The following is a 13479-nucleotide window of genomic DNA, read 5'->3' as shown; positions in this document are numbered from 1 at the left end:
GCTCGCCGACCTCCAGACAGCGATCCACCGCACCGAACCGGCCGCGTCCTCGTGAAGCGGCCGGTTCTGTCGTTTCGCGGTCACAAGCGTTTGGCTCCTGGACACGCTCTCGTGACACAGCCCCTTGGTGACACGAATTGGCCATATTGATATGGGACCGCCGGGACGAGCGGAGCGCGTGATTTGACCGCCTCCCGAACACCCAACAACGAGCTGGCACGCCCTTTTTGGCGGCGCTTTGTTAACCATGAGGCGGTATGCGTCTGGTTCTGGTTCAGGATGAAACGGTAGGGAATATGTCCAAGAAAACGGGAATCGTTGATCTTTCACGGCGGTCGCTGCTGCGCGGCGCGGCTGCAATGGGTGTCGCAGCCGTCGCCGGTCAGGCCGCTGCCCAGACGGCAGTGGACGAGTTGATCAATGCACCGCGTCGCGGCAACTGGGACGACCAGTTCGATGCCCAGGCATCGCGCACGACCACCACCGTCGTCTCCAACACCGCGATGCTGAGCCCGTCGAGCCTGATCAACATCCAGCAGGCCATTGGCCAGTACCAGATGATCGTCTCGAATGGCGGGTGGCCGCAGGTCAATCCCTCCGTCAAGCTGCAACTCGGCGTCACCGATCCGTCCGTGCAGGCTTTGCGCCAGCGCCTGATGGTGGCCGGCGATCTGCCGCAGGAAGCCGGCATGTCGAATTCGTTCGACAGCTATGTCGACGGTGCCGTCAAGCGTTTCCAGGCCCGCCACGGCCTGCCGGAAGACGGCGTGCTCGGCGAATTCACGCTGAAGGCGCTCAATATCTCGGCCGACGTTCGTCTGAACCAGCTCAACGTCAACTATCAGCGCCTGCAGGACACGCTCGCAAAGCCGCTGGAAAACCGCTACATCGTGGTCAACATCCCTGCGGCCTATGTGGAAGCCGTGGAAAACGACGAAGTGGCCCTGCGCAATACGGCCATCGTCGGCCGCATCAGCCGCCCGTCGCCGCTGGTCAGCTCCAAGGTCTCGGACATTATCCTCAATCCTTACTGGACGGCACCGCGTTCGATCGTCGAAAAGGACATCGTTCCGTTGATGCAGAAGGATCCGACCTATCTGTCGCGCAATGCCATTCGCCTGATCGACGGCAAGGGCAATGAAGTCGCGCCTGAAAGCGTCGACTGGTTCGCGCCGAAGGCCCCGAACCTGACCTTCCGTCAGGACCCTGGCAAGATCAACGCGATGTCGTCGACGAAGATCAACTTCCCCAGCCCCGACGGCGTCTATATGCATGACACGCCGACGCAGGGCCTGTTCAACAAGCTGATGCGCTTCGAATCCTCGGGCTGTGTGCGTATTCAGAACGTCCGCGACGTTGTCGTCTGGGTGCTGAAAAACACGCCCGGCTGGAACCGCCAGGAAATTGAGCGCGTCATCGCCAGCCGCGTCAACACGCCGATCAAGGTTGCCGACGAGATCGGTGTGCACTGGGTCTACATCACGGCATGGTCGCCCAAGCAGGGTGTCGTCCAGTTCCGCGACGACATCTATGAGAAGGACGGCGATCAGCAGCTGGCGCTTCAGGCCAATATTGGCCAGGAACAGGTCAGCGGCTCCGTCGATGACGACATTCTGCCGCAATAAGCAGAGAATAAACCGCTGTTAGCCTCAAAGCCGCGTCCCCCGACGCGGCTTTTTTCGTGGTCTTGCGCTCTAAAATGCGACTGCCTACTCATGAATGCCGGTAAGGAACACGACTCAACTGAACCGGCGGGGGTATGGATGGGAAAACTGACGAGACGGGCCTTGTTGTTTGCGGCGGGTGCGGCAGCCGGGGGATATGCGGCCCACAGGCTTGGACACGAGAGCATTGGCTTCGGAGAGGCCTTTCCCGGAGGCACACCAAGCGCCGACGCGATGCTCAACGACGCAAGCCTTCTGTCCCCCACCCGGGTCGCGCGCCATATCCTGCTCAGCGACGACCGACGAGACGCTCTCGTGGAGGCGGTCCGTCGTGAATTGGTGGAGGCTGAGAATGCCGGTCGCCCTGTCGTTGCAAGTGCAGCCCGCCACTCCATGGGAGCACAAAGCCTCCAGGCAGACGGCACAGTGCTCACGCTCGACAGAGGCTGGCTTGATGCCGATACGGCGGCCGGTACGTGCCGCGTGTCTGCCGGGATGCGCTGGAGCGAACTGATCGAACGGCTCGATGCCATTGGCTTTTCGCCGAAGGTCATGCAGTCCAATCATGATTTCGGTGTCGCCAGCACCTTCTCGGTCAATGCCCATGGTTGGCCTGTGCCGTGGAGTGCCTTTGGAACCACGGTGCGTTCGATCGAGATGCTGCTCGCCGATGGCACCTTGCTCACCTGCTCACGCACGGAAAATGCAGAGCTTTTCAAACTTGCAATGGGTGGTTACGGCCTTTTCGGCGTGATCGTCGAACTTGAGATCGAGATCGTGCCGAACCGCAATCTCGCGCCTACATTCGAGCATGTCGCCGGAGAGGAACTCGGCAAGCGTTTCATCGAGACCTTGAAAGCCGACCCGACGGTCGAGATGGCTTATGGCCGGCTGGATGTCGCCATCGACCGGTTTTTCGAGAGCGGCCTCTTGATCTCCTACCGCCCGACGGCGGATCAGGCCGTCATCCCGCCGGCGAGCGGATCGGGTTTCGTCAGTCACGTCGCCGCCAAGGTCTTTCGCGAACAGGTAGGCTCCGACCGCGTCAAGCATGTCCGCTGGATGCTGGAATCGTCCATCAGCCCGGCGCTGACTTCGGGCATCGCCACCCGCAACAGCCTGATGAACGAGCCCGTCGCCACCCTTGATGACGGCGACCCCGACCGCACCGACATCCTGCACGAATATTTCGTAGCGCCCGAGCGCTTCGCCGATTTCGTCCGCATCTGCCGCGAGGTCATCCCGTCCTCCTATCAGGAGTTGCTGAATATCACGCTGCGTTTCGTCGACACGGATCATGACAGCGTGCTGGCTTACGCGACCGTGCCGCGCATTGCCGCCGTTATGCTGTTCTCACAGGAAATGTCGGTGAGGGGCGAAGAGGACATGGCACGCATGACCCGCGCATTGATCGACCGCGTCACGGAGATTGGCGGCAGCTATTATCTGCCCTATCGTCCACATCCGACCCTTGATCAACTGCGCCGCGCCTATCCGCGTGTTGGTGAGTTTGCCGAGGCCAAGCGCCGCCTTGATCCGGATTTGCGCTTCCAGAACGGCTTCTGGACGAATTATATCTCAAAGATCTGAAGAGGGTAACTCATGACGACCGTTCGCAAGATCGCCTTTGCCTATGCCGCCATCCTGCTCGTCGTCGCGGGGTTGAACTACATTCCCGGCCTCACCGATGCCGAAGGGCGTGCGTTCGGGATCTTCGCGCTCGACATCTATGATGACCTTCTGCACCTGGCCTCTGCGCTGTGGGCGGGCATCGCTGCTTTCGCCTCTGGGCGTGCCGCACGCAGTTTCCTCCTCTATTTCGGCATTCTCTATCTGGCCGACGGTCTTCTGGGCCTGGCGACCGGTTCGGGTTATCTCGATCTCGGCATCATCAACTACGGTATTCAGGACCTGCCTTTGGGCTTCAAGATCCTCGCCAACCTGCCGCACATCACGTTGGGCGGTCTCGCGGTCGTGTCCGCATTCGTCTTCCGCAGGGAGGCGTAAATGCGGAAGGTCCTGCGCCTGGCAAAATGGCTGGCACTCTCGTTCGTCCTTCTCATCGTCGTTCTGCTGATACCCGTCGGCTATGTCGAGACCTTCTGCACGGCCGAACCACAGCAGGAGACTTTCACGCCGAAGATGACCGATCCCGCCTTCCTGAGGGCGGAGGCGAACAGCTATCTGACCTATCCCGAATGGCACATCGTCTATGCCTATGAAGGCCTCGCCAATATCCTCAAAACGGGCGACGAACATGACTTCGGCTATACAAGAAGCGTGGTCGGCTTCTGGGCATCCTTCTGTGCCCTCAATCGCGAAGCGGACCGCCACGGCGGTGCCGACGTCGCCACCCGCCGGACCATCCATGTCATCGGCGTGAGCTTTACGCTCGAAATGGGCATGAAGGCGCTCTACGAGGAAACGGTGGGGCGCCTCTTTGCCCTTCTGCGAGGCGCGGACAAGGCGCCCCAAGATCGCTATGCGGCCGTGATGGCCGAAGATTATGGTCAGTTCCTGCACCAGACCCCCTGGTACAAATATAATTTCGACGGTTCGGTCACGAAGCTTTGGGCCGAGCCCGTCACGTCGCTCCGCAGTTGGGAGCGCAGGCTGGCCCTTGGTGGCGAATGGAAGGCCAAGGCCGCTTACGCCCGCGTGATCGCCGGCGCGGTCGCAGCGACCGGCCAGGCGCAGCTGACGATCCGGTCCTTGATCGCCGGTGTCCCGGCGGCGGATTTGCAGTCCATCGCCGACGTCACCGTTGTTGAAGATCGGGGCGCCGATGGCATCCTCATCGAAACACCGCGCTACCGCGCCTTTACCGTCATCCTGCAGCAGATCGCAGCGCGAAACGGCCGCATTGTGGAAATCGCCGGCAATGACGACATCATGGTCTCGGCGCTCGGCGCTTCCGTGCCAAGCCAACTCGGTTTCGCAACCCGGATCGTCGACATAAACCGCGACGGGTTCACAGGGCGCCGGATGCTGCTGCAGGCCAAGGTTCGTGATCTGCCGGCACTTTTCAGCGAACTCGGTGCTGTCGGCCTCGAGCTGGAACACGTCTATGACTATTGAGCGAGTCACGGTCCGGGGAGGGGTGGCGAAGCTGCTGAAGAGGGGCGCCATCCTGCTCGCTATCGTGTCCAGCTGGTTCGGCTTTCTCGTGGTGGCGACTGCGGCTCTCGGTCCCGTCGGATCCGCAGTCCTGGTGCTCGGACCCCATGTCCCGGCCCGTCTGCCGGAAGGCGCCGGCATCCTGCGTGCAGGCAGCGGCCGCACGGTCGTCACGGCTCCGGATGCCGCGTCCGCCCGCAATCTCTACACCCATGGCGCTTGGCTCGTCCTGCCCGCACTCCGCAACGGCTGCATGGACCTGCGCCCCGCATGAGCGACAGGCTGCGGCCTTTTGTGCGTGAACGCCAATTGATCCGCAAATGTCGTTCTCCGTATTGCTCTCGTGACTGCGGAACGTTAAGACCCCACAGCATCAAACGCTTTTGAGGAGCCAGCGATCATGTCGAACAACGATGCCTTCTTTTCTCGTTCTCTCGCCGATACGGACCCGGACATTTTCGGTGCGATCGAGAAGGAACTCGGTCGTCAGCGTCACGAGATCGAGCTGATCGCTTCTGAAAACATCGTCTCCCGCGCCGTGCTCGAAGCCCAGGGCTCGATCATGACGAACAAGTACGCGGAAGGTTATCCGGGCAAGCGCTATTACGGCGGCTGCCAGTTCGTTGATATCGCGGAAGAACTCGCGATCGAACGCGCCAAGAAGCTCTTCGGCGTCAATTTCGCCAACGTTCAGCCGAACTCCGGTAGCCAGATGAACCAGGCCGTCTTCCTCGCGCTGCTGCAGCCGGGCGACACCTTCATGGGCCTCGACCTGAACTCGGGCGGTCACCTGACCCATGGTTCGCCGGTCAACATGTCCGGCAAGTGGTTCAACGTCGTCTCCTACGGCGTTCGCGAAGACGACCACCAGCTCGACATGGATGACGTCGCTGAAAAGGCGCGCACCCACAAGCCGAAGCTCATCATTGCCGGCGGTACCGCTTATTCCCGCATCTGGGACTGGAAGCGCTTCCGCGAAATCGCTGACGAAGTCGGCGCTTACCTGATGGTCGACATGGCCCACATCGCCGGCCTCGTCGCCGGTGGCCAGCATCCGTCGCCGTTCCCGCACTGCCATGTCGCGACCTCGACGACCCACAAGTCGCTCCGTGGCCCGCGCGGTGGCATGATCCTGACGAACGACGAGGATCTGGCGAAGAAGTTCAACTCGGCCGTCTTCCCAGGCCTGCAGGGCGGTCCGCTGATGCATGTCATCGCCGCCAAGGCGGTTGCCTTCGGCGAAGCGCTGAAGCCGGAATTCAAGGATTACGCCGCTCAGGTCGTGAAGAACGCCAAGGTGCTGGCCGAAACCCTGATCAGCCACAATCTCGATATCGTCTCGGGTGGCACCGACAACCACCTGATGCTGGTTGACCTGCGCAAGAAGAACGCGACCGGCAAGCGTGCGGAAGCCGGTCTCGGCCGCGCCTACATCACCTGCAACAAGAACGGCATCCCGTTCGACCCCGAAAAGCCCTTCGTCACCTCGGGCATCCGTCTCGGCACGCCTGCCGGCACGACCCGCGGCTTCAAGGAAGCCGAGTTCAAGGAAATCGGCAACCTGATCGTTGAAGTGCTCGACGGATTGAAGGTCGCCAATTCCGACGAGGGCAATGCTTCGGTTGAAGCGGCCGTGCGTGAGAAGGTTGTGGCCCTGACGGACCGCTTCCCGATGTACCCCTACATGTAAGGCTGACGGCTGATGCGCTGCCCCTTTTGTGGATCGGATGAGACCCAGGTCAAGGATTCGCGGCCGGCGGAGGACAATACCTCCATTCGCCGGCGGCGGATCTGTCCCGATTGCGGCGGTCGCTTCACCACGTTTGAACGGGTCCAGCTGCGTGAGTTGATGGTCCTGAAGAAGACGGGCCGCAAGGCCCCCTTCGCCCGCGACAAGCTGGTGCGCTCCTTCCAGATCGCCTTGCGCAAGCGACCGGTCGACAACGAGCGTATCGAGCGCGCGGTGTCGGGCATTGTCCGGCGTCTGGAAAGCTCGGGCGAGACGGAAATTTCCTCGGAAGAAATCGGCCTGCAGGTACTCGAAGCCCTGAAGACGCTCGATGACGTTGCCTTCGTGCGCTATGCCTCGGTCTATCGCGACTTCTCCCATGCGGAGGATTTCGAGAACGTCATTGCCGAGATCAACGCCAAGATCTCGCGCGACAGCGTGGCGGATTAGCCCCGTGTCGATCACGGCGATCGACGAAGCATTCATGCGCGAAGCCATCGCGTTGTCTCTCAGTCACGTCGGCCAGACCGGCTCCAACCCCTCCGTCGGCTGTGTGATCGTCAAGGATGGACGCGTTCTCGGTCGTGGCGTTACGGCCAAGGGCGGTCGGCCGCATGCCGAGCCGCAGGCGCTCGCAGAAGCCGGCGATGGGGCGAAGGGTGCTACGGCCTATGTCACGCTCGAACCCTGTTCCCATCACGGCAAGACGCCGCCTTGTGCCAATGCCATGGTGGCAGCCGGCATCGCGCGGGTGGTGGTTGCGGTCGCGGATCCAGATCCGCGCGTGTCCGGGCAGGGCCTGAAGATCCTCGCCGATGCCGACATCGAGGTGACCATCGGTATTCTCCAAAAGGAAGCCCGCCGCGCCATGGGCGGCTACCTGACGCGCCAGACGAAGGGCCGACCGCAAGTGACTCTGAAGCTTGCGGTTTCTGCAGATGGCATGCTCGGAAAACTGGGTGAGGGGCAGGTGGCGATCACGGGGCCTGAAGCGCGGACCGAGGTTCATCGGCTGCGGGCGGCGAGCGACGCGATCATGGTCGGGATCGGCACGGCCAATGCCGACGACCCTGAACTCACCGTGCGGCTTCCCGGACAGGAAAACGCATCTCCCTTGAGGATCGTTCTTGATCGTCGCGCCGAACTGTCAACCGGCTCCAAGCTTGCCAAGACGGCGCGCGACGTGCCGGTGATCCTGGCTGTCGCACCGTCTGCCACGGGGCACCGGAATGAACTGGAAACAATGGGCGTTGAAATACTGGAAACGACGGGGTTGGAGCCTCTGCTCCAGACGCTTGGCGCGCGCGGCATATCATCGCTGATGGTCGAGGGGGGCGCCCGCGTTGCTGCCGACCTCTTGGCGCAGGGCCTCGTTGATCGGATTCATCTCTATACCGGGGAAGCGGCCATCGGGGAGGGCGGTATCGCATCGCCCATCACCCGTGACTATCGCCCGGCCGGTTTCATCCTCTTGCAGGAGGACACTTTCGGACGGGACCACCGGCAGATCCTTGAGCGTCTGCCGGTCTCTGCCTGGCTTTAACGCCAGAACAAGAGAATGAGAATGATGATCGGGATCGGCACGCCGACCAGCCACATAAGAATACCACGACCCATGGGAGCCTCCTTTTTCCGGTGAATGAAAGAGCGCCGGGGCCTCCTTCGTGAATCGGAAACACCCACCACCCGCCAATTGTTCCGGAGGCTTTTTCAGCGCCAAAATCCCCGTGCCGGGGAGGCACGGGGATTTCGGCGGGCGGGGAGGGAGAAGGTCGATAGAGAGTGTGGTTCAGCGAAGGTAGAAGGTAACGCTTCCGTCAGCCGCCTGCTGGGCGCCGACGATGTTTTCAAGCTCAACCTTGTCGGCCTGCAGCTTGCGGGCGAGCGCCGGATTTGCAATCACCGAGGCCTGGACGAGACGGGCCTCCTGGGATGTCGGCTTGACATTGCCGAACTGCTCCTTGGCTGCGTCATGCGTTTTCAGAGAGTCGAGCCAGATGACGTTGTAGGCGCTCGGCGAGAGCTTCGTGATCGTGTTTTCGATCTGCTGCGGCGATGCCATCGTTGCGGCGGGCATGGCGGCATAGGCGTCCGCACCAAAAGCAATGGCAGTCAGGGCGGTGGCACTGAACATGGTTGCAAAGCGATTCATGGTCCTGTTCCTTTCAAGGATGTTTGCGATGGCGGGGGATTCCGTCGCTCGCTTGCAGAACTGAAACTGGTGTCGGATTGTGGCCGTTTCCAGCCATTAAGTGACTGAATTCGATTAAACATTCTTCATTTTTGTCGCCTGAATTCGGCCTTGTTTAGCGAGGCCCGAACAACATCTCGGGTCCGATGGGCTGGCCGATCGGCCCAGCCTTGCGCCGAAGCCGCAGCTGCCCTGATCTAAAAATGCTTGCCTTCCGGGGGACAGCGTGGTTTGACCGCGTTTCTGGCGGCCAAAGCGCCGCAATCACATTCAGGATCAGGATCTGACCATGGTAAACAAGACGGCTTCGCCGCATTTGCTGATCGTCGAAGCGCGCTTCTATGACGACATGTCGGACGCTCTGCTGGACGGTGCAAAATATGCTCTGGAAGAGGCCGGCGCCACCTATGACGTCATCACCGTGCCGGGCGCGCTCGAAATTCCGCCGGCCATCGCCATGGCGCTTGATGCCGCCGATGACGAAGGCACGCAATATGACGGCTTCGTCGCCCTTGGCATGGTCATTCGTGGCGAGACCTACCATTTCGACATCGTCGCCAACGAATCCTCGCGCGCATTGATGGACCTCGCCGTCTCGGAATCGCTGGCGATCGGCAATGGCATCATGACCGTCGAAAATGACGATCAGGCCTGGGCCCGCGTGCGCCGGTCCGACAAGGACAAGGGTGGCTTTGCCGCCCGCGCCGCCCTGTCGATGATCGCACTGAAGAAGAAGCTGGGTGGCTGAGTGATGTCGGACGAAGGCAAGCATCCGGTAAAACCGGCGAACCAGCGCGGTGCAGCGCGTCTTGCAGCTGTACAGGCGCTCTATCAGATGGATATCGCCGGTTCTGGCGTCCTGGAGGTCGTGGCCGAATATGAGAGCCACAGGCTCGGCCAGGAGGTCGATGGCGAAACATACCTGAAGGCGGATGCATCGTGGTTCCGCTCGATCGTCGCCGGCGTCGTACGCGACCAGACCAAGATCGACCCGTTGATCCGCCAGGCGCTGCAGGACGACTGGTCGCTGTCGCGGATGGACAGCACGGTTCGTGCAATTCTGCGTGCCGGCGCGTTCGAATTGATCGAGCGCAAGGATGTTCCCATCGCGGTCATCGTAACGGAATATGTCGAGATCGCGCAGGCCTTCTTCCCGGACGACGAGCCGAGACTGGTCAACGCCGTCCTCGACCGCATTGCAAAGCAGGTACGCGCTCCGGCGCAGAAATAAGGTGAACGACATGAGCGGAGCGACGCTGGCAGGCCTGGACGAACATTTGTCGACGGCCAAGCGAAATGTCGGTTTGCTCGCGGTCGCCCAGGCGATCCTGGGTTCGGCGCCCCCGCTCGCCTTTTCGGTCGGCGGGCTCGCCGGCTTCCAGATGCTCGGCGCCGACAAGTCGCTCGCAACCGCCCCGCTCACCGGCTTCAACATCGGCGTTGCCGTCGGCGCCATCGCGGTCGCGACCGCCTCGCGCTTTCTGGGGCGGCGTGAAAGCTTCATGCTGGGCGCGCTTGCCGGGGCACTCGGCAGTGCGCTCGCCGCCTTTGCCCTCATCCGCTCCGATTTCTGGCTTTTTGCCTTCTCGCTCGTCTTGATGGGCCTGTCCGGCGGCTTCACCCAGAAGATCCGCTTTGCCGCCGCCGATGCCTCGCCGAGTTTCTACAAGGGCAAGGCGATTTCCTGGATCCTGGCGGCAGGCATCGTCTCGGCCATCGCCGGGCCACAAATCGCCATCTGGCTGAAGGATGCGCTGGCGCCCGTCACCTTTGCCGGTGCCTTTCTCGGCCTTGTGCCGCTCCTGCTCTGCGCCATCGGCGTGCTTTTCTTCCTGAAGCTGCCGCCACTCGCCAGCAAGGCCGGCACGGCGAGCGAACCGACACGTCCCTTGCGCGAAATCGTCATGACGCAGCGCTTCATGACCGGCATGGTCTGCGGCATCGGCACCTATGCCCTGATGACCTTCATGATGACGGGCGCGCCGCTCGCCATGGTCGTCGGTTGCGGCTTCTCTACGGATCTCGCCACTCTCGGCATCCAGTGGCACGTCATTGCCATGTTCGCCCCGAGCTTCTTCACCGGCGTGCTGATCAGCCGTTTCGGGCCGGAAAAGATCGTCGCGACCGGATTGGTCATCCTGATGGCCTGCGCCGTCGTGGCACATTGGGGTATCGAACTCTGGAATTTCTGGGGAGCGCTGGTGCTGCTCGGCATCGGCTGGAACTTCGGCTTCATCGGCGCCACCGCCATTGTTGCCTCCAGTTACCGCCCTTCCGAGGCCGACAAGGTGCAGGGCTTTCACGACATCATCCTGTTCTCGACCGTGGCGCTCTCCTCCTTCTCGTCGGGCAAGGTCTTCACGGCCTATGGCTGGTCGGTCATGAACCTGCTGATCTGGCCGGTGACGCTCATCTGCCTCGTGCTCATCCTGCTGCAGTTGCGCGCTGTCTCCCGCAAGCCCGCCTGAGTTCCCTCCGCAACGCAAAATATGCGCTCTTGACGCCACGAAAAGGGCGACGCAATCTCGCCTCGCGTCGACGGGTCTCGGAGGAGGGGGCCCGAGTCTGCGTGACACCGCCCGCGATGAGTGAGGCGCGGGCAATACGGGAGGGTATTGCGAATGACGGTTCTTCTAGGCGTAATTTTATGCGGGCTTTTGTCGGTGGTTTACGCGATCTGGGCGACACGCTCGGTATTGGCGGCTGACCAGGGCAATGCCCGAATGCAGGAAATTGCAGGCTATATTCGCGAGGGTGCTCAGGCTTACCTCACTCGGCAATACCTGAACATTGCAATCGTCGGCGCCGTCGTTTTCGTCGGCACATGGTTTCTCCTGTCCGGCACGGCGGCCATCGGCTTCCTGATCGGCGCGGTGCTCTCCGGCGCTGCCGGCTTCATCGGCATGCATGTCTCTGTCCGCGCCAATGTGCGCACAGCGCAGGCCGCATCCCACAGCCTTCCGGCTGGCCTCGACATCGCCTTCAAGTCGGGCGCCATCACCGGCATGCTGGTGGCGGGCCTGGCCCTTCTCGGCGTCTCCATCTATTTCTACGTTCTGACCGTGTTTCTGGGGCATGAAAGCGGTTCGCGCGAAGTCATCGATGCGCTCGTTGCGCTCGGCTTCGGCGCCTCGCTGATCTCGATCTTCGCCCGCCTCGGCGGCGGTATCTTCACCAAAGGGGCAGACGTCGGTGGCGACCTGGTGGGCAAGGTCGAGGCTGGCATTCCGGAAGACGACCCGCGCAATCCGGCAACCATCGCCGACAACGTAGGTGACAATGTCGGCGACTGCGCCGGCATGGCGGCCGACCTCTTTGAAACCTATGCCGTCTCGGTCGTCGCGACCATGGTGCTGGCCGCGATCTTCTTTGCCGGCTCGGCAGCTCTCGACATCACGATGGTCTACCCGCTCGCCATCTGCGGCGCCTGCATCATCACCTCGATCGTCGGGACCTTCTTCGTCAAGCTCGGCACCAACGGCTCGATCATGGGCGCGCTCTACAAGGGCCTGATCGTGACGGGTCTGCTGTCGATCGCGGGCCTTGCTTTCGCCACGTCGCTGACAGTCGGCTGGGGCACGCTCGGCACGGTGGCCGGCACTGACATCACCGGCATCAACCTGTTCTTCTGCGGCATTCTCGGCCTGGTCGTGACCGCCCTGATTGTCGTGATCACCGAATACTACACCGGCACCAACAAGCGCCCGGTCAATTCCATCGCCCAGGCATCGGTCACCGGCCACGGCACCAATGTCATCCAGGGCCTCGCAGTTTCGCTGGAATCGACCGCATTGCCGGCCATCGTCATCGTTGGTGGCATCATCTCCACCTATCAGCTTGCCGGCCTGTTCGGCACGGCGATCGCCGTCACCACCATGCTTGGCCTTGCCGGCATGATCGTGGCACTCGATGCGTTCGGCCCTGTCACCGACAATGCCGGCGGCATTGCCGAAATGGCGCATCTGCCACCCGAGGTTCGCAAGTCCACGGATGCGCTCGATGCCGTCGGCAACACCACCAAGGCCGTCACCAAGGGCTACGCGATCGGCTCTGCCGGCCTTGGTGCCCTGGTGCTGTTCGCCGCCTATTCCAACGACCTGGCCTATTTCGCCGCCAACAGCGCGCAGTATCCATACTTCGCTGACATGGGGGCGATTTCCTTCGATCTCTCCAACCCTTACGTCGTCGCCGGCCTGATCTTCGGCGGCCTCATCCCCTATCTCTTCGGCGGGATCGCCATGACCGCCGTCGGCCGTGCGGCCGGATCGATCGTGGAAGAGGTTCGCCAGCAGTTCCGCAACAAGCCGGGCATCATGCAGGGCACGGAGAAGCCGGACTATGGCCGGGCGGTCGATATCCTGACCCGCGCTGCCATTCGCGAGATGATCATCCCCTCGCTACTGCCGGTGCTGGCCCCGCTCGTCGTCTATTTCGGCGTGCTGCTGATATCGGGCTCCAAGGCCTCGGCCTTCGCGGCGCTTGGCGCCTCGCTGCTCGGCGTCATCGTCAACGGCCTCTTCGTCGCCATCTCCATGACTTCAGGTGGCGGGGCCTGGGACAATGCGAAGAAGAGCTTCGAGGATGGCTTCATCGACAAGGACGGCGTCAAGCACCTGAAGGGTTCGGATGCCCACAAGGCCTCCGTCACGGGTGACACCGTCGGTGATCCCTACAAGGATACAGCAGGACCGGCCGTGAACCCGGCGATCAAGATCACCAACATCGTGGCGCTCCTGCTTCTCGCCGTGCTCGCCCACTAAGCCGCCACGGCTTTGGGA

General features: G+C 62.0%; 13 protein-coding genes. 12 read left to right on the top strand and 1 reads right to left on the bottom strand.

The features are described 5' to 3' along the window. Positions 1 to 296 precede the first annotated feature (296 nt). The 8 genes from DMY87_RS20245 (at position 297) to ribD (ending at position 8053) form a co-directional block, all read left to right on the top strand. On the top strand, positions 297 to 1625 hold the full coding sequence (locus DMY87_RS20245; RefSeq protein WP_110793587.1) for a L,D-transpeptidase family protein: 1329 nt from the start codon (positions 297 to 299) through the stop codon (positions 1623 to 1625). 138 nt (positions 1626 to 1763) lie between these two features. After that, complete coding sequence (locus DMY87_RS20240; RefSeq protein ID WP_110793433.1) at positions 1764 to 3254, top strand: FAD-binding oxidoreductase; 1491 nt, start codon at positions 1764 to 1766, stop codon at positions 3252 to 3254. 12 nt (positions 3255 to 3266) lie between these two features. Next, positions 3267 to 3671: a DUF4383 domain-containing protein gene (locus DMY87_RS20235; protein WP_110793432.1), complete on the top strand. Its 405-nt coding sequence runs from the start codon at positions 3267 to 3269 to the stop codon at positions 3669 to 3671. Further along, complete coding sequence (locus tag DMY87_RS20230) at positions 3672 to 4742, top strand: hypothetical protein (protein ID WP_110793431.1); 1071 nt, start codon at positions 3672 to 3674, stop codon at positions 4740 to 4742. Then, on the top strand, positions 4732 to 5055 hold the full coding sequence (locus DMY87_RS20225) for a hypothetical protein (RefSeq protein WP_133253047.1): 324 nt from the start codon (positions 4732 to 4734) through the stop codon (positions 5053 to 5055). The genes DMY87_RS20230 and DMY87_RS20225 overlap by 11 nt, the downstream gene beginning before the upstream one ends. 126 nt (positions 5056 to 5181) lie before the next feature. Next, on the top strand, positions 5182 to 6471 hold the full coding sequence (gene glyA, locus DMY87_RS20220) for a serine hydroxymethyltransferase (RefSeq protein ID WP_110793429.1): 1290 nt from the start codon (positions 5182 to 5184) through the stop codon (positions 6469 to 6471). A gap of 12 nt (positions 6472 to 6483) precedes the next feature. Next, positions 6484 to 6960, top strand: coding sequence for a transcriptional regulator NrdR (gene nrdR / locus DMY87_RS20215; protein WP_062274768.1), 477 nt, complete (start codon positions 6484 to 6486; stop codon positions 6958 to 6960). A gap of 4 nt (positions 6961 to 6964) precedes the next feature. After that, positions 6965 to 8053 carry a bifunctional diaminohydroxyphosphoribosylaminopyrimidine deaminase/5-amino-6-(5-phosphoribosylamino)uracil reductase RibD gene (gene ribD, locus DMY87_RS20210; RefSeq protein ID WP_425353517.1) on the top strand — a complete coding sequence of 363 codons (1089 nt, stop codon included), beginning with the start codon at positions 6965 to 6967 and terminating at the stop codon, positions 8051 to 8053. 246 nt (positions 8054 to 8299) lie between these two features. On the opposite strand, the gene DMY87_RS20205 is transcribed toward ribD, so the two are convergent. Next, a complete protein-coding gene (locus tag DMY87_RS20205) occupies positions 8300 to 8662 on the bottom strand; it encodes a hypothetical protein (RefSeq protein WP_110793428.1) in 363 nt (120 codons plus the stop codon). A 328-nt stretch (positions 8663 to 8990) separates the two neighbouring features. On the opposite strand from DMY87_RS20205, the gene ribH reads away from it, so the two are divergent. The 4 genes from ribH (at position 8991) to DMY87_RS20185 (ending at position 13461) form a co-directional block, all read left to right on the top strand. Then, entirely contained in the window at positions 8991 to 9449 is a 459-nt protein-coding gene (gene ribH / locus DMY87_RS20200; protein WP_110793427.1) for a 6,7-dimethyl-8-ribityllumazine synthase, read from the top strand. A 3-nt stretch (positions 9450 to 9452) separates the two neighbouring features. Continuing rightward, positions 9453 to 9932 carry a transcription antitermination factor NusB gene (gene nusB / locus DMY87_RS20195; protein ID WP_425353516.1) on the top strand — a complete coding sequence of 160 codons (480 nt, stop codon included), beginning with the start codon at positions 9453 to 9455 and terminating at the stop codon, positions 9930 to 9932. 10 nt (positions 9933 to 9942) lie between these two features. Next, positions 9943 to 11169, top strand: a complete 1227-nt coding sequence (locus DMY87_RS20190; RefSeq protein WP_110793585.1) for an MFS transporter — start codon at positions 9943 to 9945, stop codon at positions 11167 to 11169. A gap of 153 nt (positions 11170 to 11322) precedes the next feature. After that, entirely contained in the window at positions 11323 to 13461 is a 2139-nt protein-coding gene (locus tag DMY87_RS20185; RefSeq protein ID WP_110793425.1) for a sodium-translocating pyrophosphatase, read from the top strand. Positions 13462 to 13479 lie beyond the last annotated feature (18 nt).

This window comes from Peteryoungia wuzhouensis (assembly GCF_003205195.1).
In the GTDB taxonomy this organism is placed as follows: Bacteria; Pseudomonadota; Alphaproteobacteria; order Rhizobiales; family Rhizobiaceae; genus Allorhizobium; species Allorhizobium wuzhouense.
The sequence above is the reverse complement of the archived record's forward strand: the minus strand, read 5'-3'. Positions and strand labels throughout refer to the sequence as shown.